General features: G+C 71.7%; 18 protein-coding genes. 9 read left to right on the top strand and 9 right to left on the bottom strand.

Annotated elements, in window-relative coordinates:
- Positions 1-58 precede the first annotated feature (58 nt).
- The gene (locus OG819_RS00680) at positions 59-937 is read right to left on the bottom strand and encodes a (2Fe-2S)-binding protein (RefSeq protein WP_266647448.1); all 879 of its coding nucleotides are present in this window, start codon (positions 935-937) and stop codon (positions 59-61) included.
- 214 nt (positions 938-1,151) lie between these two features.
- Between OG819_RS00680 and OG819_RS00675 the strand changes: the two genes are divergently transcribed.
- Together OG819_RS00675 and OG819_RS00670 are read left to right on the top strand one after the other, a co-directional pair.
- Complete coding sequence (locus OG819_RS00675) at positions 1,152-1,985, top strand: GntR family transcriptional regulator (protein ID WP_266634788.1); 834 nt, start codon at positions 1,152-1,154, stop codon at positions 1,983-1,985.
- 370 nt (positions 1,986-2,355) lie between these two features.
- A complete protein-coding gene (locus OG819_RS00670; RefSeq protein ID WP_266647446.1) occupies positions 2,356-2,655 on the top strand; it encodes a hypothetical protein in 300 nt (99 codons plus the stop codon).
- A gap of 34 nt (positions 2,656-2,689) precedes the next feature.
- Here the strand turns inward: OG819_RS00670 and OG819_RS00665 are convergent, their stop codons facing one another.
- Positions 2,690-3,463, bottom strand: a complete 774-nt coding sequence (locus OG819_RS00665) for a hypothetical protein (protein ID WP_266647444.1) — start codon at positions 3,461-3,463, stop codon at positions 2,690-2,692.
- A gap of 149 nt (positions 3,464-3,612) precedes the next feature.
- Complete coding sequence (locus OG819_RS00660; protein ID WP_266647443.1) at positions 3,613-5,286, bottom strand: PucR family transcriptional regulator; 1,674 nt, start codon at positions 5,284-5,286, stop codon at positions 3,613-3,615.
- 342 nt (positions 5,287-5,628) lie between these two features.
- On the opposite strand from OG819_RS00660, the gene OG819_RS00655 reads away from it, so the two are divergent.
- The 5 genes from OG819_RS00655 (at position 5,629) to OG819_RS00635 (ending at position 12,264) form a co-directional block, all read left to right on the top strand.
- Entirely contained in the window at positions 5,629-6,519 is an 891-nt protein-coding gene (locus OG819_RS00655; protein ID WP_266647441.1) for a xanthine dehydrogenase family protein subunit M, read from the top strand.
- On the top strand, positions 6,519-7,103 hold the full coding sequence (locus OG819_RS00650) for a (2Fe-2S)-binding protein (protein WP_067375648.1): 585 nt from the start codon (positions 6,519-6,521) through the stop codon (positions 7,101-7,103). The genes OG819_RS00655 and OG819_RS00650 overlap by 1 nt, the downstream gene beginning before the upstream one ends.
- A gap of 2 nt (positions 7,104-7,105) precedes the next feature.
- Complete coding sequence (locus OG819_RS00645; protein ID WP_266647439.1) at positions 7,106-9,490, top strand: molybdopterin cofactor-binding domain-containing protein; 2,385 nt, start codon at positions 7,106-7,108, stop codon at positions 9,488-9,490.
- 109 nt (positions 9,491-9,599) lie between these two features.
- The gene (locus tag OG819_RS00640) at positions 9,600-11,057 is read left to right on the top strand and encodes an NCS2 family permease (protein ID WP_266647437.1); all 1,458 of its coding nucleotides are present in this window, start codon (positions 9,600-9,602) and stop codon (positions 11,055-11,057) included.
- A gap of 55 nt (positions 11,058-11,112) precedes the next feature.
- Positions 11,113-12,264: an XdhC/CoxI family protein gene (locus tag OG819_RS00635; protein ID WP_266647435.1), complete on the top strand. Its 1,152-nt coding sequence runs from the start codon at positions 11,113-11,115 to the stop codon at positions 12,262-12,264.
- A 28-nt stretch (positions 12,265-12,292) separates the two neighbouring features.
- Here OG819_RS00635 and OG819_RS00630 read toward each other — a convergent pair whose 3' ends face one another.
- Both OG819_RS00630 and OG819_RS00625 read right to left on the bottom strand, forming a co-directional pair.
- Positions 12,293-15,259 (bottom strand): SpoIIE family protein phosphatase, encoded by a 2,967-nt coding sequence (locus tag OG819_RS00630; protein WP_266647432.1) that lies wholly within the window; start codon positions 15,257-15,259, stop codon positions 12,293-12,295.
- 108 nt (positions 15,260-15,367) lie between these two features.
- The gene (locus OG819_RS00625; protein WP_266647430.1) at positions 15,368-15,823 is read right to left on the bottom strand and encodes an SRPBCC family protein; all 456 of its coding nucleotides are present in this window, start codon (positions 15,821-15,823) and stop codon (positions 15,368-15,370) included.
- A 555-nt stretch (positions 15,824-16,378) separates the two neighbouring features.
- On the opposite strand from OG819_RS00625, the gene OG819_RS00620 reads away from it, so the two are divergent.
- Positions 16,379-17,593 carry a cytochrome P450 gene (locus tag OG819_RS00620; protein WP_266630233.1) on the top strand — a complete coding sequence of 405 codons (1,215 nt, stop codon included), beginning with the start codon at positions 16,379-16,381 and terminating at the stop codon, positions 17,591-17,593.
- A gap of 10 nt (positions 17,594-17,603) precedes the next feature.
- Here the strand turns inward: OG819_RS00620 and OG819_RS00615 are convergent, their stop codons facing one another.
- Positions 17,604-18,371, bottom strand: coding sequence for a polysaccharide deacetylase family protein (locus OG819_RS00615; protein WP_266652510.1), 768 nt, complete (start codon positions 18,369-18,371; stop codon positions 17,604-17,606).
- A gap of 297 nt (positions 18,372-18,668) precedes the next feature.
- Between OG819_RS00615 and OG819_RS00610 the strand changes: the two genes are divergently transcribed.
- The gene (locus OG819_RS00610; protein WP_266647428.1) at positions 18,669-20,432 is read left to right on the top strand and encodes a hypothetical protein; all 1,764 of its coding nucleotides are present in this window, start codon (positions 18,669-18,671) and stop codon (positions 20,430-20,432) included.
- On the opposite strand, the gene OG819_RS00605 is transcribed toward OG819_RS00610, so the two are convergent.
- Genes OG819_RS00605 through OG819_RS00595 form a run of 3 tightly spaced genes read right to left on the bottom strand, consistent with a single transcriptional unit; the run spans position 20,389 to position 24,353 of the window.
- A complete protein-coding gene (locus OG819_RS00605; protein WP_266647427.1) occupies positions 20,389-22,356 on the bottom strand; it encodes an ABC transporter ATP-binding protein in 1,968 nt (655 codons plus the stop codon). The two genes, OG819_RS00610 and OG819_RS00605, sit on opposite strands and share 44 nt — an antisense overlap.
- Positions 22,353-23,549 (bottom strand): glycosyltransferase, encoded by a 1,197-nt coding sequence (locus OG819_RS00600; RefSeq protein WP_266647425.1) that lies wholly within the window; start codon positions 23,547-23,549, stop codon positions 22,353-22,355. The genes OG819_RS00605 and OG819_RS00600 overlap by 4 nt, the downstream gene beginning before the upstream one ends.
- On the bottom strand, positions 23,550-24,353 hold the full coding sequence (locus OG819_RS00595) for an alpha/beta fold hydrolase (RefSeq protein ID WP_266630242.1): 804 nt from the start codon (positions 24,351-24,353) through the stop codon (positions 23,550-23,552).

Raw genomic sequence — 24,353 nt, 5'->3', positions numbered from 1 at the left:
CTCAATCGGAGTTGATCTTAGAGCATCCGGGGGCCCGTCCGTACGGCGGGGGCGGCGCTCAATCCGTCGGAGCGGCCGTCAACTTGGCGATGCGGTCCGCGTCGCAGATGCGCGGGCAGTTGACGCAGGTGCCCTCGGGGCGAAGGGTGTAGAAGAAGCAGCAGCTCGCCCGGTCGCGGGTGGGCAGGGACTCCCCCTTCGGGCCGCTCAGTTCACGGAACGCGGCGGATCCCACGTACGGCCGGGTGGCCCCCGGTAGCAGCAGCTCCAGCTCGCGCAGCGCGCGCCGCTCCTCGCCGAGCAGCTCCGCGACGTACCAGAGGCTCTCGACGACCTCGTCGGTCGCCATGCCCCACAGGGCCCGGCCGCGGCGTCGCATGCGCGGGCCGAAGCCGCCGAGGACCGGCTCCAGGTGCTCGGCCGTCGCGGCCCGCACCTCGGCCCGCAGTGCCTCCTCGTCCGGGACGACCCGGGCGCCGGGCAGCCCGGCCGCCGGGTCGCCCGGCAGGCAGGCGAATTCCTCGACCCGGACCGCCATCAGGCCGAGCGTGCGCTGGAATGTGACGCGCTCCACAGAGAGGCGGGGCACCCGGCGCAGCAGGAACCACGGGACGGTGATCAGCAGGCAGGCCGGCCAGGCGTACCGGTGCAGTCCGAAGCTCGCCACCACGTCCGGGCGCGCCCGCTGTCCGTAGTCCCTGATGACCTGCGCCTCGTCCCAGGCGAGGAACGTGTCCAGGTCGGCCCCGCCCGCCGCGAGCCCGGCGGCGCCGACCCAGCCGTCGCCCTTCGGTGCCGCTTCCCCGTGATCCAGTTCCCGCACGCTCAGGTCCGGAAAGACCTCGGTCAGCCGGGTGTACGCGTCCGCGACGGCCGAGCGGGCGGGGTGGGCGTCGGTGAGGCCCAGGGCGCCTGTGGTCAGGGCGGGAGCGGACATACGGGAGCCTCCGCTTCACGGTCGTTGGCAGGTAAGGCTTACCTTACCCGGAATACTGGATGTTTGAACTGGGGCCATGTGCGCCTATGGTGCTTGACGGACGGGTGACAACCGCCGCAATGACCCCCAAGTACCACCAAGCCCGGAGGAGGACCCCGTGGAGCAGGCCGGTTCGCTGAGCGCGCGCGGTTCCACCGGGTCGGCGACCCCGGACATCCGTACGGCGTCCGTTCGGGTGCCCGCACGGTCGCGGGCGGCGGACATCGAGCGGGAGCCGGAGCGGGGCGTCGCCGCGGACGAGTCCCGGTCCGCCCCAGGGGCCCGCGGTGAGCACACCCACAGCGAGCCGGCCATGCCGCACCCCGGCGTGGAGAGCCCGCCCCCGCCCGCCGGGAGCGCGCGCCCCGGCGTGGAGAACGCGCGCCCCGTGATCCAGCGGGCCTCGGTGCGCGGGCAGATCCTCGACGCCCTGCGCACCGCCCTCGTCGCGGGCGAGCTCGCCCCTGGACAGGTGTACTCGGCTCCCGTGCTCGGCGAGCGCTTCGGGGTCTCCGCCACCCCTGTACGCGAGGCGATGCAACAGCTGGCCGTCGAGGGCGCCGTCGAGGTCGTACCGAACCGGGGCTTCAGGGTCGTCCGGCGCGGGACGCGCGAGCTGGCCGAACTCGCCGAGATCCGCGCCCTCATCGAAGTCCCGGTGCTGCTGCGCCTCGCCCGTACGGTGCCCGCCGCGCGCTGGGCCGAACTGCGTCCGCTCGCCGAGGCGACGACGCGCGCCGCGTCCGCGGGCTGCCGTGCCACCTATGCCGAGTGCGACCGCTCCTTCCACCACGCGATCCTCGCCCTCGCCGGCAACCACCAGCTCGTGCAGATAGCCGACGACCTGCACCGCCGCGCCCAGTGGCCCCTGGTCGGCGGTCCCGTCTCGCGCGGCCGCGCGGACCTCATGGCCGACGCCGCCGAGCACACCGCCCTCCTGGAAGCCCTGATCGCCCAGGACCTCGCGGTCGTCCAGTCCCTCGCGCGAGAGCACTTCGCCGGTAGCTAGGGCGTGTTTCGAAAGTCCCGTCTGGTCCGCGACGCCTGGCACGGCGCCTCGCCGCGTTGTCGGGATCGTCCGCGTACGCCCAGTACGCGGACGACCCTCCGCCTTGCGATGCACCGCACCAGACGCCGCGGACCCCGCCCTTCGGGCGGACGACGCTACTTTCGAAACACGCCCTAGTGCCGCGGCAGGCAACGTTCGCCCCGACGGGCGAACGTTGCCTGCCGCGGCACTAGAACCTGCCCGGTACGTCCCCTTCCTCCGACGGAGGTCACGGCTCCGTACGCGCAGGGCAACAGGACGCGCCGACGGGAACCCGAACGGCCCCGCACGCGTGCCCCTCGGTAGCAGCAGCGAACCGGGGGAGACCACGATGCCCGACCCGTCCTGGCAGGCGATGCAACAGGCACAGCAGGCCCAGCAGATCCACCAGAACCACGTACGCCACCACCGCGAGGCGCACGACATGGCCCGGGCCCATGCCCGTCACGTCGGCGCACCGCACACACACCGTCCCGTGCCGCACACCGGCGCCCGGGGCGGCGGGCTGCGCGGCGTCCTGGCCCTGATCGTCCTCGTCGGGGTCGTGGTCTACGTCGCCCACGACCCCGAACTCCGCACCACGGTGGAGCACTTCGCCCGCAACCTCTTGGCACACGTCCAGAGCAGCTGACTCCAGGGGCGCGACTGCCCCTCGAGCGGAGCGGTCACGCTGTTGCGGCAGGCGGGGTCAACTGCCGGGCCAACCAGGTGGGCACACCCCCGAGCAACCGGAACAACCGTCCCGCCTCCGCCCGCAACCGAGACGCCTCCGGCTCTACCTCGGCATCAGCGAGCGAGGCCAACGCCGGAGCCGTCCCCACCAGGTACCCCAACTCCTCCCGAATCCGCAGGGATTCACCGAACCCGTGCCGCGCCTCGGCCAACTCCCCGTCCCGCAGGGCGAGTCCGGCAAGGTGCCGCCAGGTGAAGGAGAGCAGGAGGGGGTCGCCCAGGGCGACAGCACCGGCGTGGGCACGCCGGTACGCGGCCCGCGCGGCCTGCGGCGACTGCGCAAGGTTCTCGGCGAGCAGCCCGCGCCGGAAGTCGAGCAGCGCCCGCCCCGGTGCCCCCGGGGCGATCAGCGCCGCGGCCCGTCCGAGCGCGGCCCGCGCCTCGTCCGCCCGGTCGCGCACCCCGAGCAGCGTGGCCGCGTACGCGAGCTGCCCGCGCTCACAGGCCGCCGCCCCGCGCTCGTCGTCGCTCTGGGCCACCGCCTCCGCCGTCCGCAGCGCGTCCTCGGCCTCGGGCCAGCCCTGCTCGGTGTACAGGCACCGCTCGACGAGGAGCGAGGCTCTCTGCAGCGCAGGACCCGCCGTCCCGGGCTGGAGCAGTGCGGCCGCGTCGACCCAGCAGGCGCGTGAGCGCAGCCGCCATACCGCGGTCTGGAGTGGATCGTTCCCTGCGTTCGTTCCGGAACCAGACATGGCGGAATGCGCCACGTTGCCCTCCCCGAGCACGCCATCGAGCTGTTGAGTGGTGGCATCTCAGCACGGATCACGGCACCCGGCCAAGAGGGTGGGTGAAGGATTTCACAAAGTCGTGGGACTGGTGCGTCACTTGCTGACACGCGCCGCACGGACCCATGACCTCAGCTCATGCGCAACGCCAGGAAGAAGTCGAGCTTGTCCTCGAGGCGGGAGAGGTCCCGGCCCGTCAACTGCTCGATGCGGCCCACCCGGTAGCGCAGTGTGTTGACGTGCAGGTGGAGCCGTGTGGCGCAGCGCGTCCAGGAGCCGTCGCACTCGAGGAACGCCTCCAGGGTAGGGATGAGTTCGGCGCGGTGGCGGCGGTCGTACTCCCGCAGGGGGTCCAGGAGCCGCGCGGTGAAGGCGCGGCGTACGTCGTCCGGGACGAAGGGCAGCAGGAGGACGTGCGAGGCCAGCTCCTGGTGTCCGGCCGCGCAGACGGGGCCGGGGCGGGCGGCGGCGACCCGGCGCGCGTGCCGGGCCTCCTCCAGGGCGCCGCGCAGCCCCTCGGCCGAGTGCACGGCGGCGCTGACGCCGAGCGTGAGCCGCCCGTCGTCGTTCAAGCCGGCCGACAGCGGGTCACGTACGGCCTCCAGGAGCGCGTCCGCGAGGACGCCCGACTCGGAGCCGTCGTGCTCCGAGGAAACCGCCGGAAGGGGTACGAGCGCGATCGCCTCCTCACCCGTATGGGCGGCGGCGATCCGATCGGAGTGCTCGGGGCCGCTGGTCAGCGGGTCGACGAGGATCTCCTCCAGGAGCGACTGGGCGACCGGCCCGCCCTCGATCCGGCCGTCGTCCCACTCGACGCGGGCCACCACCACCTGCCAGTGCGGTGCCGCGCCGAGCCCGGGCAGCAGCACCGGCGCGGCGACGCGCAGCCGGGCTGCGATCTCCGCGGGCGCGGCCCCCGTCTGCACCAGCTCGAGGACCTCCTGCGCGAGCCGGCGCCGTACCGTGCGCGCCGCGTCCCGCCGGTCCCGCTCGACCGCGATCAGCTGGGTGACGCCCTGGAGCAGGTCGAGCCGCTCCGCGGGCCACTCCGCGGCGTCCGCCTCGACCGCGAGCAGCCAGTCGGAGAGCACCGTCTCGCGCACATCGCGGGAGGCGCCCGCGGAGCGCCCGGAGGAGCGGATCGGGAAGAGGGAGTACGCCGTCGTGCCCACCATCACCCGGTGCGGCCCGCGCCGCCCGGTGCGGGCCGCCGCGAGGTGCTCGCCCGCCAGCTGCGCGGACACGTCGGCGGGCAGCGCGGCCCCCGCGAGCTTCGAACCGGCGATCGGGCGTCCGGTGGGGGAGAGCACCCAGGCCCGCAGGTCCAGGTCGGTGCCGAGCAGGTCGAGGACCACGTCGGGGCCGCCGCCCGCCGGGCCGGAGGTCATCATCCGTCGGTGCCGGTCCACCACGGCCGCCAGGTCCCCGGCGCGCTCGCCCGAGACCTGTCGTACGACATGCTCGGTGATCGTCGCGAACGCCACCGACTCGTGCACGGCGAACAGCGGCAGCCGGTGCCGGACGCAGGCCAGGACAAGGTCCTCGGGGACGTCGCCGAGCTCCGCCTCACCGGCGGCGAGGGCCGCGACCCCGGCGGCCGCGAGGATCCGTACGAAGGGCTCGGAGTCCGCGGCGCCGTGCCGCCAGGCGAGGCCGGTGAGGACCAGCTCGCCGCCGGAAAGATAGCGGCTGGGGTCCTTGAGGTCCGTGGTCATCACACCGCGTACGGTGCGGTCCAGCTCGTCCTCGCCGCCGAGCAGCCGCAGGCCCAGCGCGTCGGTGTCCAGCAGTGCGCGCAGCCGCATTCTCGTCGCCGCCGTTCTTGTCTCGAAATCTACGATGGGTCTGAAGGTGAGCAATGGGCGAGCGGGTCCGCGAGCCGTACTCCCTGGTCCCAGCGTGTGCTGGTTGTTTCTTCTCGTTTCCAGAGGAAAACGAGGAGGTTACTGATGACCTCCGTTCATACGAATCTACAAGATGAGCGCCCTGGCCAGCCAACTCCTTCATGGTTTCGGTGACTGACCCCGGTGGAGGACAGAGCTGTGTACTGACCTCACTCCACGTGAACACCTCATGAACGAGCCCGAGCCGCCGCACACGATCTGGCTTGATCAGAACGACCCACGATACGAAGAAGAGAGCCACTCATGGACTTCCTTCGCCCCGCCAGCTGGGAGGAGGCGCTCGCCGCGAAGGCCGAGCACCCCACCGCTGTGCCGATTGCGGGTGGCACCGATGTGATGGTCGAGATCAACTTCGATCACCGCAGGCCCGAGTACCTCCTCGATCTGAACCGCGTCGGCGAGCTGAGCGAGTGGGACGTCGGCGAGGAGAGCGTGCGCCTGGGCGCCTCCGTTCCGTACACCCGGATCATGGAGAACCTGCGCGGCGAACTCCCCGGCCTGGCCCTGGCCTCCCACACCGTGGCCTCCCCGCAGATCCGCAACCGTGGCGGCGTCGGCGGCAACCTCGGCACCGCCTCCCCGGCCGGTGACGCCCACCCCGCCCTCCTCGCGGCGGGCGCCGAGGTCGAGGCCGAGTCCGTACGGGGATCGCGGCTGATCCCCATCGACGCGTTCTACACCGGCGTGAAGCGCAACGCGCTCGCGCCCGACGAGCTGATCCGCGCCGTCCACATCAAGAAGGCCGACGGCCCTCAGCAGTACTCCAAGGTCGGCACCCGCAACGCGATGGTGATCGCGGTCTGCGCCTTCGGTCTGGCCCTGCACCCCGAGACGCGTACGGTCCGCACCGGCATCGGCTCGGCCGCGCCCACCCCGGTCCGCGCCAAGGTCGCCGAGGAGTTCCTGAACGCGGCGCTCGAGGAAGGCGGCTTCTGGGACAACGGCAAGATCATCACCCCGTCGGTGGCCAAGCAGTTCGCGGACCTCTGCTCCGCCGCCTGCAACCCGATCGACGACGTCCGGGGCACCGCGAGCTACCGCCGCCACGCGGTCGGCATCATGGCCCGCCGCACCCTGACCTGGACCTGGGAGTCGTACCGCGGCACCGCCGCCACCACGGAGGGAGTCGCGTAATGCGCGTCAATTTCACGGTCAACGGCCGTCCCCAGGAAGCCGACGACGTGTGGGAGGGCGAGTCCCTGCTGTACGTGCTGCGCGAGCGCCTGGGTCTGCCCGGCTCCAAGAACGCCTGCGAGCAGGGCGAGTGCGGTTCCTGCACGGTCCGCCTGGACGGCGTACCGGTGTGTTCGTGTCTGGTCGCGGCCGGTCAGGTCGAGGGCCGCGAGGTCGTCACGGTCGAGGGCCTCGCGGAGTTCGCCAAACAGCGCGCGGAGCACGGCGGTTGCGCCACCGGCTCCTGCGGCACCTCGCTGGACGAGGCCAGGCGCTGGGAGTCCAAGCCTCAGGACTCCCACACCGGCGAGGGCGGAGAACTCTCCCCCATCCAGCAGGCGTTCATCGACGCCGGCGCCGTCCAGTGCGGCTTCTGCACCCCGGGTCTGCTGGTCGCCGCCGACGAGATGCTGGAACGCAATCCGACGCCGACCGACGCGGACATCCGCGAGGCGCTCTCCGGCAACCTGTGCCGGTGCACCGGCTACGAGAAGATCATGGACGCGGTCCGCCTCGCGGCCGCCCGGCAGTCCGAGGCGGTCTGACCATGGGAACCACGGGTACACCCACCAACCTCACACAGGACTCCAAGACCAAGGGCGGCATCGGCGAATCGACACTCCGCCCGGACGGCATCCTCAAGGTCACCGGCGAGTTCGCGTACTCGTCCGACATGTGGCACGAGGACATGCTGTGGGGTCAGATCCTGCGCTCCACCGTCGCGCACGCCGAGATCGTGTCCATCGACACCGGTGAGGCCCTCGCGCAGCCCGGCGTCTACGCCGTCATGACGTACGACGACCTACCGACGGACGTGAAGAACTACGGTCTGGAGATCCAGGACACCCCGGTCCTCGCGCACGGCAAGGTCCGCCACCACGGTGAGCCGGTCGCGATCGTCGCCGCCGACCACCCGGAGACCGCGCGCCGCGCCGCCGCGAAGATCAAGGTCGAGTACCGCGAGCTGCCGGTCATCACGGACGAGGTGTCCGCGACCGCGCCGGACGCGGTCCTGGTCCACGAAGGCCGCACCGACCACCACATCGGCCACGTCCCGCACCCGAACATCGTGCACCGCCAGCCGATCGTCCGCGGTAACGCCGACGAGGCCGCCAAGAGGGCCGACTTCATCGTCAAGGGCGAGTACACCTTCGGCATGCAGGACCAGGCGTTCCTCGGCCCGGAGTCCGGTCTCGCCGTGCCCGCCGAGGACGGTGGCGTCGACCTCTACATCGCCACCCAGTGGCTGCACTCCGACCTGCGTCAGATCGCCCCGGTCCTCGGCCTGCCCGAGGACAAGGTCCGGATGACGCTCTCGGGTGTCGGCGGCGCGTTCGGCGGCCGTGAGGACCTGTCGATGCAGATCCACGCGTGCCTGCTCGCCCTGCGCACCGGCAAGCCCGTGAAGATCGTCTACAACCGCTTCGAGTCCTTCTTCGGGCACGTCCACCGCCACCCCGCGAAGCTCTACTACGAGCACGGAGCGACCAAGGACGGCAAGCTCACCCATCTGAAGGCGCGGATCGTGCTGGACGGCGGGGCCTACGCCTCCGCCTCCCCGGCGGTCGTCGGCAACGCCTCCTCACTGGGCGCGGGCCCGTACGTCGTCGACGACGTCGACATCGAGGCCATCGCCCTCTACACCAACAACCCACCCTGCGGCGCCATGCGCGGCTTCGGCGCGGTCCAGGCCTGCTTCGCCTACGAGGCCCAGATGGACAAGCTCGCCGACAAGGTGGGCATGGACCGGGTGGCCTTCCGTCAGCTCAACGCGATGGAGCAGGGGACCGTCATGCCGACCGGGCAGGTCGTCGACTCACCGGCCCCGGTCGCCGAACTCCTGCGCCGGGTCAAGGCGATGCCGCTGCCGCCGGAGCAGCAGTGGCTCACCGCCGGCGAGGCGGCCGACGTACGGCAGCTGCCGGGCGGCCTCTCCAACACCACGCACGGCGAGGGCGTCGTACGGGGCATCGGCTACGCGGTCGGCATCAAGAACGTCGGCTTCTCCGAAGGCTTCGACGACTACTCGACGGCCAAGGTCCGTATGGAGGTCGTCGGCGGCGAGCCGGTCGCCACCGTGCACACCGCGATGGCCGAGGTCGGCCAGGGCGGTGTCACCGTCCACGCGCAGATCGCCCGCACCGAGCTGGGCGTCGCCCAGGTGACCATCCAGCCGGCCGACACCCAGGTGGGCAGCGCCGGTTCGACGTCCGCGTCGCGGCAGACGTACGTCACCGGTGGCGCCGTCAAGAACTCCTGCGAGCTCGTCCGCGAGAAGGTCCTGGAGCTGGGCCGCCGCAAGTTCGGCACGTACCACCCCGCTTGGGCGACGGCGGAGCTGCTCCTGGAGAGCGGCAAGGTCGTCACCGACGGCGGCGAGGTCCTGGCCGACCTGGTGGACGTGCTCGGCGACGAGTCCGTCGAGATCGAGGCCGAGTGGCGGCACCGCCCGACCGAGGCCTTCGACCTGCGCACCGGACAGGGCTTCGGCCACGTCCAGTACACGTTCGCCGCGCACCGCGCGGTGGTCGAGGTCGACACCGAACTCGGGCTGGTCAAGGTCATCGAGCTGGCCTGCGCCCAGGACGTCGGCAAGGCGCTCAACCCGCAGTCCGTCGTCGGCCAGATCCAGGGTGGCACCACCCAGGGCCTGGGCATCGCGGTCATGGAGGAGATCATCGTCGACCCCAAGACCGCGAAGGTGAAGAACCCCTCCTTCACGGACTATCTGATCCCCACGATTCTCGACACGCCGACCATCCCGGTCGACGTGCTCGAACTCGCCGACGACCACGCCCCGTACGGGCTCCGTGGCGTCGGCGAGGCCCCGACCCTGTCGTCCACCCCGGCCGTCCTCGCGGCGATCCGGAACGCGACGGGTCTGGAGCTCGACAGGACGCCGGTACGTCCCGAGCACCTGACCGGCAAGTAACCCTCTGTTCGTCTCGGGCCGTCCCCCGGATCGTGCACCATCCCAAATCCCGCAGCGACCACCGTGGTCGCTGACGCGGGTGCCCCTGTGAACCTTGGGAGATGGCACCATGACCCAGCAGTCAATGGAGCCCAGGACCGTCGCCGATGACGCGGGTGCGGGTACCCGCGTCCCGGCCGGGCGGTCCTGGCTCGACCGTTACTTCCACATATCCCAGCGGGAATCCACGGTCGCGCGTGAAGTGCGCGGCGGCGTCACCACCTTCATGGCGATGGCGTACATCCTCCTGCTCAATCCCCTGATCCTGTCCGGCAAGGACGCGGCGGGTCACACGCTCGGCCAGAACGCGCTGATCACCGCGACCGCGTTCGCGGCGGCCTTCAGCACACTCCTGATGGGCTTCTTCGGCAAGGTGCCCCTGGCTCTCGCCGCGGGGCTCTCCGTCTCCGGAGTGCTCTCCTCGCAGGTCGCCCCCCAGATGACCTGGCCGCAGGCCATGGGCATGTGTGTGATCTACGGAGCGGTCATCATGCTGCTGGTCGTCACCGGCCTGCGCGAGATGATCATGAACGCGATCCCGCTGGCACTGAAGCACGCCATCACCATGGGCATCGGCCTGTTCGTCGCGCTGATCGGCTTCTACAAGGCCGGATTCGTGCACCAGGGGAAGTCCGCCCCGGTCACCCTCGGCCCGGCCGGTGAACTCGCCGGCTGGCCGGTCCTGCTCTTCGCCGCCACCCTGCTCGCCATCTTCATGCTCCAGGCGCGCGGCATTCCCGGCGCGATCCTGATCGGCATCGTCGGCGGCACCGTACTCGCCGTGGTCCTCAACGCCCTCGGCGTCATCGCCCCCGAGCAGTGGGCGAGCGGCGCCCCCGAACTGCACGGCGGCGCGGTCTCGATGCCGGACTTCTCACTCTTCGGCAAGGTCGAGTTCGGCGGCTGGGGCGATGTCGGCGTGATGACGGTCGGCATGATCGTCTTCACGCTCGTCCTCGCCGGGTTCTTCGACGCGATGGCCACCATCATCGGCGTCGGCACGGAGGCCGGACTCGCCGACGCGAAGGGCCGGATGCCGGGTCTGTCCAAGGCGCTGTTCATCGACGGCGCGGGCGGAGCGGTCGGCGGTGTCGCCGGCGCGTCGGGCCAGACGGTCTTCGTCGAGTCGGCGACGGGGGTCGGCGAGGGCGCCCGTACGGGCCTCTCCTCCGTAGTCACGGGCCTGTTCTTCGCGGCCTGCCTCTTCTTCACCCCGTTGACGGCGATCGTCCCCGGCGAGGTCGCGGCGGCGGCGCTGGTCGTCATCGGCGCCATGATGATGATGAACGCCCGCCATGTGGACTGGGCCGACCGCGCCACCGCGATCCCGGTCTTCCTGACCGTCGTCGTCATGCCGTTCACGTACTCCATCACCGCGGGCGTCGCGGCCGGAGTGCTGTCGTACGTCGCCATCAAGATCGCCCAGGGCAAGGCCCGGGAGATCGGGGCATTCATGTGGAGCCTGACGGCGATCTTCCTCGTCTTCTTCAACCTGAACCCGATCGAGAGCTGGATGGGCGTGCACTGACCCACCCCTTCCGGTCGACGACCCTCCACGCACCCCCTGTTAAGGAGACCGAGACATGCTGGACATCGCCGAAGAGCTGCACCGGTGGGTCGAGCAGCGACGCGACTTCGCCGTGGCCACCGTGGTGGCCGTCGGCGGCAGCGCGCCCCGCCGACCCGGCGCCGCACTCGCCGTCGACTCCGACGGCACGGCGATCGGCTCGGTCTCCGGCGGGTGCGTGGAGGGCGCGGTCTACGAACTGTGCCGGCAGGCGCTCCAGGACGGCGAGACCGTCCTGGAGCGCTTCGGATACAGCGACGAGGACGCCTTCGCCGTCGGTCTGACCTGCGGCGGCATCATCGACATCCTCGTCACTCCGGTCAGGGCGGGCGACCCCGACCGGCCGGTGCTCGGCTCCGCGCTGGCCGCCGCCGCGACGGGGGAGGCGGCGGCCCTCGCGCGGATCGTCGGCGGACCCGCCGAACTGCGAGGCCGCGCGCTGCTCGTCCGCCCCGACGGCTCGTACGAGGGTGGCTTCGGCGCCCATCCCGAGCTGGACCGCACGGTGGCCGGCGAGGCGGGCGCCTTCCTGGACGCGGGCCGCACCGGCACCCTGGAGATCGGAGAGCAGGGCTCCCGTTGCGGAGCACCGCTCACCGTTCTGGTCGAGTCGTCCGTGCCGCCGCCGCGCATGATCGTGTTCGGCGCGATCGACTTCGCGTCGGCGCTGGTCCGCATGGGCAAGTTCCTGGGATTTCACGTCACGGTGTGCGACGCCCGCCCGGTCTTCGCGACCGCCACCCGCTTCCCCGACGCCGACGAGATTGTCGTCGAGTGGCCCCACACGTACCTGGAGCGCACGGAGGTGGACGCCCGGACCGTCTTGTGCGTCCTCACCCACGACGCCAAGTTCGACGTACCGCTGCTGCGGCTCGCCCTGCGGCTTCCGGTCGCGTACGTCGGCGCGATGGGCTCCCGGCGCACGCACCTGGACCGCAACGACCGACTGCGCGAAGTCGGCATCACCGAGCTGGAGTTGGCGCGCCTCAGGTCCCCCATCGGCCTCGACCTGGGCGCCCGCACCCCGGAGGAGACCGCCCTGTCCATCGCCTCGGAGATCGTGGCCGACCGGCGCGGGGGAAGCGGGGTGTCACTCACCGGGGCGCACACACCGATCCACCACGACGCGACGTCGGCTGCGGCGCGGCGGATCGGGTCGGTGGCCTGAGCCGGGTCGGCGGAGCGGCGCGGGGCGGCTACTGGGGGGCCGAGCCGGGCAGTTCCTGGTCGCCGGAAGTGAGCGCTTCCAGGTCTCGGGCGAACTCCTCGCAGTCCAGCAGCGGCAGGTCCAGGACGTCGGCCGACGGGCCTGCCGGGCTGTCCGGGCCGAGCAGCGGCTGCTCGGTCCAGATGCACTTTCCGGTCGCCGTGTAGCGGGTGCCCCAGCGCCGGGAGAGCGCGGTGATGAGTTGGAGTCCGCGTCCGCCTTCGTCGGTCTCCGACGCCCGGCGGATGCGCGGCATGGTCAGACTCCCGTCGAAGACCTCGCAGACCAGCTCGGGGCCGCGCAGGAGGCGCAGCCGCACCGGTCCCTTCGCATGGCGCACGACGTTGCCGACCAGCTCGCTGACGAGGAGTTCCGTCGTGGGCGTCAGGTTGTCCAGGCCCCAGGTGTGGAGCTGCTCGCGGACGTGACAGCGGGCCTCCCCGGCCGCTCGCGGGTCCTCGGGGAGCGGCCAGGAAGCCATGTCGTCGTCGGTCAGCGCGTGGAGGCGGGCGACGAGGAGGGCCGCGTCGTCGGCGGTGGAGTCCTCGGCGGGCAGCAGTCCGGCGGTGACGGTGTCGCAGAGGCGCTCCAGGTCGGCGGCCACTTCGCCGGAACCCTCGTGCGCGGCCCGCAGCAGCCGGGCGAGTTCGGCCATGCCGTCGTCGATCTCGCGGGTGGCCGACTCGACCAGGCCGTCGGTGTACAGGACGAGGAGGCTCCCGTCCGGCACGGTCATCTCGAAGGTCTCGAAGGGCGGCTCCGCCGCGCCGAGCGGCGGATCGGGGGTGAGTTCGGGGAAGTGCACACTGCCGTCGGGATGGACCACCGCGGGCGGGGGGTGCCCGGCGCGGGCGACGGAGCAGATCTGGGTGGTGGAGTCGTAGAGCGCGTACAGGCAGGTGGCGTAGGACTCCTCGGCCATGCCGCCGACGATGTCGTTGAGGTGGCTCATGATCTCGTCGGGGGGAAGTTCGAGGTCGGCCAGGGTGTGCACGGCTGTGCGCAGCCGCCCCATGGTGGCCGCCTCGGGCAGCCCGTGGCCCATCACGTCTCCGACGACCAGGGCGACCTGACCGCCGGACAGGGGAATGATGTCGTACCAGTCGCCGCCGACGTCCATGCCCTGACCGGCGGGGAGGTAGCGGGCGGCAGCGGTGCACGCGGGCAGTTCGGGCAGGCCGCTGGGGAGCAGGCTGCGCTGGAGTTCCTGGGAACGGGTGTGCTCGGCGTCGTAGAGCCGGGCCCGCTCCAGGGCCTGCGCGACGAGGGCACTGATCGTGGCCAGCAGGGTGCGCTCCTCGTCGGTGAGACGGCGCGGCTGGTCGAAGGAGACCACACCCACCCCGAACGTGTGGCCGGACGCGGTCAGCGGCATGAACGCCCAAGCCTGCTTGCGCCCCTGGGTCGGCCGGGCGACAAGCTTGGGGTAGCGGGTCGTGTATTCGGCACGCGAGCGGAGGAACAGCGGTGTGCCGGACAGGATCGTGTCCCAGAACGGGTCGTGGACCACCCGCGGGACGCCGTTGATCGAGTCGAGGAAGGCGCGTGGATAGCCGACGGCCCCGACGTTGTACAGCCGGTCGCCCTCGATGATCTGCACCAGAAGACCGGAGGCGCCGAACGGTGGCAGCACGCGCCGCGCGACCGCCTCCACCACGTCCCGAGAGGTCGTCGCCTTGGCGAGGGAGGCGGTCAGCTCGGCGATCCGGGCGGCGCGCTCGGTGGCGGCGTGCTGGGCGGCGGCGCGTTCGGCCTCGTGTCGCCGCTTGTCGGTGACGTCGGTGAAGTAGAGGGTGAGGCCGTCGGGTCCCGGGACCAGCCGCAGGTGGAGGAGGCGCCCGGTGTTCGGGGCCTCCATGTCGAAGCCGGCGGGCTGCTGCGCGGCGGCGGCCTCCCGGCAGCGCTTCTCCAGGTCGGGGACCTGCTGGACGGAGGGAAGCTCCCACAGAACGCGGCCGAACACCTCCTCCTCGGAGGAGCCCAGCATGTGCTCCGCCGCCAGGTTCAGGAAGAGGATCCGCCAGTGGTCGTCCACGGCGAGGAAGCCGTCACTCATGTGGCGAAGAGCCCGGCTGAGCGCGTCGAGGGCGGAGCGGGACTCGTTGGTCTCCCATCCCATGCCGATCATTCGTACGGGTTCGCCTTGAGCGTCGTAGGTCGCCCGGGCGCGGGTCTGGGTCCATCCGTAGGTGCCGTCCTGGCGGCGCACCCGGTACTCGGCCTCGAACACCGTACGGTGCCGGAGGGCTCTGTCCGCCGCTCTCAGGGTCGGCGCCAGGTCGTCGGGGTGGACGATCCTCATCCAGTCCTCGATCCTGCCGGTGAAATCGGCCGGACTGGTGCGGTAGAGCTCCAGGGCGGCCTCGTCCCAGACCAGCTCGCCGGTCTGGACGTTCCAGTCCCACGAGCCGACCGGGACCTCCTTCAGAGCCTGCCGCAGCAGGCCACCGCTCAGTTCTTCCCGGAGGTGCCGAGCGGGCGGCGGTGCCTGGCGGATGCGCTCCTCGGTCCAGGCGATCACGGCCTGGAGGAAACCCCACTGCTCGACGGTCGGCTCCCCCTGGTCGCCCATCACCACGGTGAGCGCGCCGATACCGCGGGCACCGTAGAACACCGGCACCGACGCCAGCCCGGTCCCGGGCCATGAGACCGCGCCGGATCCGGCGGAGACGGGCTGTTCGCCGGATTCCGTCGGAGCCCACACGCCCCGGCCCTGGTGCAGGACCCGGGCCGGGGCCAGCGGGCCTTCCTGGTCGATGATCTCCCAGGGCCGGGTGAGGGCGGCGGGAAGACCGGCCGCCGACACCAGGCGCAGCGCGGACATGGGACCCCGTAGATGGATCATGCCCCCCAGGGCGCCAAGCTCCCCCACCGCGTGCTGGAGCGTCAGCCGGAAGACTTCACTCTCCACGACACCGGGTTCCACTGCGCTGAGCAGAGCCAGCCGTGCATTCATGATGCAAAGCCTACAATTATCCCGATTCATGCAATGGTGTGGGATCCGTCACGGGCACGGAGCGTCAGAGTCCCGGGCGGCGCGGCCGAGACCGGAGACGGGCCGTCGTCAGGCGGCCCCTGGGGAAGCCGGCCGCAGCAGGCCTTCCACCGCTCGTCCGAACATCCACCGTCCCGCCCACCCCAGTGGCCGGTCGAGGAACCGCGGCAGCCACCGTACGTTCAGATCCTCCTGCCAGAGCACCCGCGAGCCCCCGCCGGTCACCGGACGGACCTCGATCTCGGCCCACCCCGTGACGAACGTGCCCCGCTTGACCAGCCGGCACCTTCCCGCGCTCCCGTCCAGGGGCGGTCGCCAGATGACGACCTCCATGGGGTCGTCGAAGGCCACCGGACCCATCCCCGACCGGGCGACGAACACCGTGCCCTCGCCGGTCGGCGGCGGGGTGCGCACGGTGACCCGGGTCAGCGGGACGACGGCGGCGTGCCGGGGCCAGTCGGTGAGGCGACGCCAGCTCTCCTCGACGGGACAGGAGGACGCGTACTCCAGTTGGAAGAGGGCCACGGGCCGATCGTAGGCGGCCGACGCACGGAAGGGGCCGTGCCGGTACGTGGCGAGCCCGTCACTTACGTTCGACTTTGGAAGCGGCTCCCCGCAGGGCAACGTCTGATCCGGCGGCGACGGGCTCGACGTACCGGCACGGCCCCGACCCACCCACGGCCCCGCGGGTCAGTACGTCGTGTCCGTGTCCGTTTTCCGGCGGTGCCGCCCTACGTCGTAGAGCTGCCCGAAATATGGACCGTCGCCGCGAGCGCGTCCGAGGCCTCGGATTCCGCGGGCGCGGAGAGCGGCGCGGCGCAGGCCTCCCGGCGGACCACGGCGGCCTCGTCCCGGGTGCCCGGCGCGCGATGCCAACCGCGCCGCCCGACCGGCCGCCCGTCGATTTCGGCTCGGCCGCAGGGTAACTCCCGTTCATTCCAACGCTGTTGACATGCCGTCCGCCAGGCACCAGGCTATCCGGGGAGCGCTCCCCGTTTGCTTTGCGTCCCCCATGATCCAGCGGTCGTCCGAGGTGCCGGGGACCTCGACGGCCGACCGGTCCAGAGAGCAGGAGTTCACGTGCCGGACCAGCCCTACGTCATCGACCCCGCGGGCGCCGACCTCCACGGCGAGGCGGATCTGCTGCGCGGCCGCGGCGCCGCGGCCCTCATCGAACTGCCGGGCGGCATACGGGCCTGGGCGCCCACCCGGTACGAGACCCTCAGGCAACTCCTCGCCGACGACCGGGTGTCCAAGGATCCCAACCAGCACTGGCCCGCCTGGATCGAGGGCGAGTACCGCGAGAGCTGGATCACCCTGTGGGTCGGCGTCACCAACATGTTCACCGCGTACGGCGCCGACCACCGCAGGCTGCGCAAACTCGTCTCGCCCGCGTTCACCAAACGCCGCACGGACGCGCTCAAGCCCCGCATCGAGGAACTCGCCGCCACGCTGCTCGACCGGATGGCCGAGGCACCCGACGGGCGGGTCGACCTGCGGTCCGCCTACGCGCACCCGCTTCCGATGCAGGTGATCTGCGAGCTGTTCGGCCTGCCCGAGGACCGGCGCGCCGATATCGCACGCCTCATCGAGGCCAACATGGACACCACCATCACCCCCGAACAGGCCATGGCGACCTACCGGGAAGTCCATGAACTGCTCGCCGGACTGGTCGCCGCCAAGCGCGAGCGGCCGGGCGACGACCTGACCACCGCCCTGATCACGGCCCGGGACGAGGAGGGTTCGCAACTCGCCGAGAGCGAACTGATCGACACCCTCCTCCTCGTCATCGGCGCGGGCCACGAGACCACCGTCAACCTGATCGGCAACGCGGTGCACGCCCTGCTGACCCACCCCGAGCAGCTGCTCCGCGTACAGAACGGCGAGATCCCCTGGAGCGAGGTGATCGAGGAGACCCTCCGCTGGGCCCCCTCCATCGCCAACCTCCCGCTGCGGTACGCCGTCGAGGACATCAAGCTCCCCGACGGCACGCTGATCGCGCGGGGCGACGCGATCCTGGCGACGTACGCGGCGGCGGGCCGCGATCCCCTGCGGCACGGCGAGAGCGCGGGCCGCTTCGACCTGACCCGTGCGGACAAGGAGCACCTCGCCTTCGGCCACGGCGTCCATTACTGCATCGGCGCCCCGCTGGCCCGCCTGGAGGCGTCCCTCGCGCTCCCCGCGCTCTTCGCCCGCTTCCCGGGCCTGGGCCTCGACGACACACAGGGTCCGGCCCGCCTCGCCGAGTCCTTCATCGGCCACGGCTACCGGGTGCTGCCGGTGCGGCTGAGCTGACACGCGGACATCAGGGGCGGTAGACGGTACCGGGCTTCGCCTTCCCCGGCGCCAGCAGCTGCGGCACGGTCACGAACACGTACCCCCGCTCCTTGAGCGCGTCGATGATCCCGGGCACCGCGGGCACGGTGCCCGGGTAGAGGTCGTGCAGCAGGATGATCCCGTCCCGGGTCGACTGCTTCAGCACGCGCTCCTGTATGACCTTGGGGTCGTACGTCTTGTAGTCCTTGGCCGTCACGCTCCACAGGACCTCCGAGAGGCCGAGCTCGCGGCAGATCTTGTGCACGGTGTCGTCGGTCCGCCCCTGCGGCGGGCGCATGAGCGTCGGCCGCTTTCCGGTGAGCTTCTCTATCGCGTCGTCGGGCTTCTCCAACTCCTCGCGTATCTCCGCCGGCTTGATCTCCGTCAGGATCTTGTGGTCCCAGGTGTGACTGGCGACCTCGTGTCCCTCGGCGGCCATCCGCTTGACGAGCTCCGGATACTTCTCGATGTGCCGCTTGCCCAACAGGAAGAAGGTCGCCGGGACCTGCTTCTCCTTGAGCACGTCGAGGAGTTTGGCCGAGTTCTCGCTCGGCCCGGCGTCGAAGGTCAGCGCGATGCACTTGGCCTGGCGGCAGTCCACCGTTCCGAACTTCGCCGGGGTGCCGGCGGCGGCCTGCGCACGGGCGGCGGCCGGCGCGGTGGTGTGGAGGGTCGTGCACCCCGTCAACGGCAGGGCAAGCGAAACGGCCGCCAGAAAGGCGGCCGTCGAACGCAACCTGATCCCCGGTCTTCTCATCTTCATGGTCAGCGAAGGCATGCGGAGACTCTACATCTGGTGTATACACCGCATGTATAGGGGTCCCTGTGGCGTCCGGGTTCCGGAGAAACTCCCGGTCGGACGTCCAGTAGCGCCCTCGACCGGACGCGAAGTCCGCTCTCGAACGACACCCCCGCCGCCGTGGCCTCCCTCGCCCGTGTGTACAGGAGTGTCCGGGGTTGTGCGGTCTCCGCTCGTACGGGGCTTGTAGTGACATCCACACATTAAGTAGGGTCACTCCGTGTGCAAGCGCTTTCTGTAGGGGGAGGAGCCCCAGTGACACCCCGCAAGACCTTCCTCGCCGCCCTCGCGGACGCCGGCGTCCCCCTCGACACCGCGTTCGTCGAGTTGCTCACCGCGACCGCCGAGACCAGCGCCAAGGCCGTCCTCGACGGGTACGCCGCCGATCTCGTCGAACTCCGTGACGGCGGCGAGGCCCGCGCCGCCACCCGTTCGCTGCGCACGCTCGTCTCGGTGTACGTGCACGAGGGCTCGGCCTACCACCACTCCGTCGCGCTCCTCGGCCCCGCCGCCGAACTCGCCGACGCGCTCGCCGAGGAGCAGTACGACAACGGGCTGTGGGAGCACGGGGCGGACGGCAACCCGGCGGACACCGCCTTCTCGGTCGTCGACCTCAACCTGATTCATCACCTGCTCGACGAGGACGCCCACGAGCCGACCACCGGGCTGCGCGCGACGATCGAGCGGATCCTGCGCCTCGCGGGCCCCTCCCTCGCCACCGGGGGCGTGCACACCGCCAACCACCGATGGCTGGTCTGCGCGGCCCTCGCCCGCATCCACGCCCGCTGGCCCGACCCGGCCTACCCCGAGCGCATCGAGAGCTGGCTCGCCGAGGGCATCGACCAGCTGCCCGGCGGCGAGTACAGCGAACGCAGCCCCATCTACTCGGCAGCGGTGACCAATCCGGCGCTGCTCGTGCTGGCCCGCCACTACGGACGCACGGACCTCTACACGAACGTACGCGACAACCTGGCCGCCAACCTGTACGTCATCGAGCCCAACGGCGAGGTGGAGACGGTCCATTCACGCCGCCAGGACCAGACGAGGGTCCGGCATCTGCCCGAGTTCTGGCTCCAGTACCGGGAGATGGCGCTGCGCGACGGCGACGGACGGTTCGCGGCGGTGGCCGCGCTGCTCCAGGAGCGCGGCACCGGCCAGACCTTCGGCGAGACCCCGGCCGGCGAACGCCTCGCCCAGGTCCTGGACCAGCCGGAACTCGCCGCCCCGCTGCCCGAAGTGACCTCCCTGCCCGACGACTTCGAGCACCACGACGACAGCAGCCGCCTGGTCCGGGTGCGCCGCGGGACGCACACAGCGAGCATCTTCGGCGGTACCGACTTCCCGGAACTGCACGCCATCTCGTCCGGTCTGTCCACCAATCCGACCTTCTTCAAGATGCGCAAGGGCGCCGCGATCCTCGACTCGCTCCGGCTGGCCCCGCGGTTCTTCGCGCTCGGCCACTTCCGGTCGGAGGGACTGGAACGCACGGACGAGGGCTGGCGGCTGCACGCCGAGGTCCGTGGCGCCTTCCACCACCCGCTGCCGCCCGAGCACCGCCGCCCCGACGGCGCCTACGCCCTCAGCGACGACAGCCGCTTCTGGTCCGCGATGGACTTCCCGCACCGCCCGAAGGAGTACCGCACACTCCGCACCGAAGTCCTGGTCCGTGAGGTCGGCACCGGAGCCTGGGACATCTCCTTCGACCTCTCCGGCGAGGGCTGCGCGAGCCCGCTCGCCCTCGAACTCTGTTTCCGCCCCGGCGGCACCCTGACCGGGGACGGCCTCGAACCCGTCCCCGGCTCCCCGGACACCTTCCAACTCGTCACCGGCGAGGCCACCTACACAGTCGGCACCGACCACATCACCTTCGGCCCCGGCAACGGCAAGGGCGGCCGCCAGCCGGCGGTGGTCGACCCGGGCGAGCGCTACGCGTGGCTGAGCGGCTCCCTGACCCCGGACGGGGTGCGGGTACTGATCACGGGGCGCTCACCGCTGACGTACCGGTTGACGCTGCGCTGACGGGGTGCTCGGCCGGTTCGGCGGCCAGGAGTTGGGTGGCGGCCAGTTCGCGGTAGAGGTCGTCGTCGTCGACCAGGGAGCGGTGGGTGCCCACGGCGCGGACGTCGCCGTGTTCCAGGACCACGATCTGGTCGGCGTCGGTGACCGTGGACAGCCGGTGGGCGATCAGCAGGACCGTGCAGCGGCCCGCGGTGCGGGCGACGAGTTCGCCGAGGGCCTGTTCGTTGCGGGCGTCGAGCTGGGCCGTCGCCTCGTCGAGGAGGAGCACCTGGGGCCGGCGCAGCAGGGCGCGAGCGATGGCGAGGCGCTGGCGTTCGCCGCCGGACAGGGTGACTCCGCGCGGGCCCATGGGCGTGTCCAGGCTGTGGGGAAGGCGGGCGAGGAGGCCGTCGAGGCGGGTGACGGCCAGGGCTTCGGCCAGCTGCTCCCCGGTGGCCGAGGGCGCCGCGTACAGCAGGTTGTCGCGGAGGGTGCCGGCCATCACGGGGGAGTCCTGCTCGACATACGCGATCCGGCGCCGGACCTCGGCGCGCGGCAGGGCCGCGATGTCCTGGCCGCCGATCCTGATCGTGCCCGCGGTCGGCTCGTAGAAGCGCTGGAGAAGGGAGAAGAGGGTGGTCTTGCCCGCGCCCGACAGACCGACCAGCGCGGTCCGGGTGCCCCCGGGAACGGTGAAGCTCACGCCGCGCAGGGCCGGAGCGCGGCCGGGATAGGTGAACTCGACCCCGGTCAGTTCGACGGCCGGTGGTGCGGCGTGGGCGGGGGTGTGCGCGGGTTCGGCCGTGTCGATGTCGTCCTCGACCGGCAGCGCGCCCGCCTCCTGGATCCTGCCCACCGCGCCCAGCCCCTGCTGGAGTTGGGCCGCGCCGCCGACCAGCTGCGACACCGGGCTCGCCAGGAAGAAGACGTACAGGAGGAAGGCGATCAGTTCGGAGACCGACATCGAGTGGTGGGCGACGAAGGTGCCGCCCACGCCGAGCACCACCAGGAACGCGGTCTGGATGGCGGCGCCGCCGACCATGGTGACGAGGGCGCTGTAACGGGCGCCGACCAGCCCGGCGGCGTACGCCTCGTCGACCGCGTCCTCGGCGGTGCGCGTCTCGCGGCCCTCGGCGCCGTTGGCCTTGACCGTGCGGGCCGCGCCGAGGGTGCGGTCGAGGACGGCGCCGACCGCTCCGACGGACGCCTGGGAGCGGGCCACGGCGGCCTTGATGCGGGGCAGGACGACGGTGATCACGACACCGACCATCGTCAGCACCAGCAGCGTGACGCCGAGCAGACGCGCGTCGAGCGTCGCCATCATGAACAGTGCCCCGGCGAAGGTCAGGACGCCGTTGACCGTCATGATCAGGCCCTCGGTGGCGGCGCTCTTGAGCAGCGTGCTGTCGGAGGTGACGCGGGCTATCAGGTCGCCGGGGGCCCGCCGGTCCAGCTCGGCGACCCGCAGCCGGATCAGACGGTGCACGAGAGCACGCCGCACCTCTCGCACCACCCGCTCCGAAGTCCGTTGCTGGAGCCAGGCGTTGAGACCGGTGAGCAGGGCGCCCGCGACCAGGAACACGGCCAGCAGCGCGACCGGCGCGACCACGCTGCCGCCGCCGTCCAGCCGGTCCAGGATCGCCTGCGCGAACTTCGGCTGCACCAGCCCCGACACACTGGCCAGGAGAGTGAGCACGAGGGAGAGGAGCAGCACGCGCCAGTGGGGCCGGGCGTAGGCGACGAGAGCGACGAGCGAGCCGGTGGGCGGGTCCGGCGCGGCCGGTTCGGGTTCTGGTGCGGCGTCGGTCGGGTCGGGCCACGGCGACTCGGGCGCTGTCGCAACGTGGTCCTGGTCCTGGTCCTGGTCCTGGTCCTGGTCCTGGTCCGGGCCGGGACGAGGGCGGTCGGCTGTCGGCCGGTGCTCGGGCGTGCCGTTGTCGCTCATGCGTCGCCTCGTCCTCCCGTCACGTCCGAACCAGCCGCCAGCGCTTCGAGACGGGCGGCGGCGGAGGCGCTGCCGCCCGCGGCGCGGAAGGACTCCCCGACGGCCTCGGCCGCCTTCCGGTGGCCCTCGGCCGGGTCGAGGACCGTCTCGACCGCCGCGCGGATCCTGGCCGCGTCCGCGCGGCCGAACCGCAGCCGTACCCCTGCACCCGCGTCCACGACCTGCCCGGCGACGATGGGCTGATCGTCCCGGATCGGCGCCACGACGAGCGGGACACCGTGCCACAGCGCCTCGCACACGGTGTTGTGCCCGGCGTGACAGACGACCGCGTCGAGGCGTGGGAGGAGGGCGAGTTGGGGGACGTGGGGGCGCAGGAGGACGTTGTCGGGGACCGGCGCCTCGACCAGCCCGCCGGGATCCACGAGCACCGCCCGTACTAGGCCGACCAGTTCGCCCAGCCCCTCCGCGGCCGCGTTCAGAAAACGGGCCCCGGCGTCGTTGTTGGCCGTGCCGAGACTGACCAGGACGACGGGCAGAGGTGATGCGTCCAGCCAGTCCCAGGGGAAGTCGTCGCCACTCGCGGTGCGGGCGGCGACGGAGGGGCCCACCAGCCATACCCGGTCGGGCAGTTCGGCCGGACCGAGCAGCGCGCGGGTGGTGTACGCCAGGACGCCGTGCGGGGAGAAGCGGGGGTCCGCCGAGCCGAAACCGTCGCAGATCCGGTTCCGCAACCCCGCCAGCAGCCCGTCCAGCCACGCCGTGACCTTCGGCATACCGGCCAGCGGGTCGACCAGTTCGGCGGAGGTGGTGGCGGAGGTCACCCAGACGCGCCCGAGCGATTCGGCGACCAGCGCCCCCGCCACCGCCTGCTGGTCGCAGACGACGACATCGGGGTCGTACGTCTCGATCGCCGTCCGCACCCCGGGCGCCATCGCGTCCGCCAGTGGTACGAGGAAGCTCTCCCAGAGGAACTGGAACGCGGCCGGTCCCTTCAGACCGGCGGGCCGGGAGAGTCCGTCCTCGGGGAGGGCGCAGGGGAAGACGACGGCGTCGGATCCGACGAGGGCGTGGACGAGTTCAGGGTGGCCCGCCCACGCGATCTCGTACCCGCGCCCGGCGAGCGCCGCCGCGGTGCCCACGGCCGGGTTGACGTGCCCGACCAATGGCGGCACCACGAACAGGAACCTGCCCATCTAGAGCGCCTCCCGCAGGGTGTGCGCCTCCTGGCCGAGCAGCCAGTCGCGGACCAGGGCGTAGGTGTCCGTGGTGGCCTCCACCAGTACCGAGTGACCGCGGTCGGGCAGCACGACCGTACGGCAGTCGGCGAGCGAGGCCTCCAGCGTCCCGGTCTGGGCGGAGAGGTACGACGCGCCGCCGAAGATGGCGAAGACCGGGCAGCGGATCGCGGACAGGTCCTCGTCGATCAGAGCGCTGAGCGGGAGCTCCTGGGCGAGCGCGGTCTCGTCGAGCACCCGGCCCGCGGCCCGGAACGGCCGCTCGTTGTGCCGGCCGGGGTTCTCCCGCAGCCACTGGATGACTTCCTGGACTACCAGGCCGCCCCCCTCGCCGACCAGGCCCGCGGACATGGTCTCGGCCCAGGTCCGGGCGGGCGGCTCGGCCTCGATGGCGATGACACTGGCGACCCGCTCGGGGCGGGCGGCGGCCATGGCGTACGCGACGGCGCCGCCGAAGGAGTTGCCGACCAGGTGCACCGGGCGGTCGATCGCCAGCGCGTCGAGCAGTCCGTCGAGGTCGGCGACGAAGTCCTCCATCCGGTAACCGGTCGGCGGCCGGGAGGTCTTGCCGTGCCCGCGCAGGTCGTACATGACGACGTCCAGGCCCTCCTCGGCGAGGCGCGGCGCGAGGCTGAAGTAGTAGCTGGCGAGAGTGTCGATGAGCAGGCCGTGGATGAGGACCACGACGGGGCGCGGGGAGCCGCTGTCGTGACCCAGCCGCTGGACGTGTACGTCGATGCCGTTCACCCGCGTCGTCGCCAT

Source organism: Streptomyces sp. NBC_01549 (genome assembly GCF_026339955.1).
GTDB lineage: Bacteria > Actinomycetota > Actinomycetes > Streptomycetales > Streptomycetaceae > Streptomyces.
The sequence above is the reverse complement of the archived record's forward strand: the minus strand, read 5'-3'. Positions and strand labels throughout refer to the sequence as shown.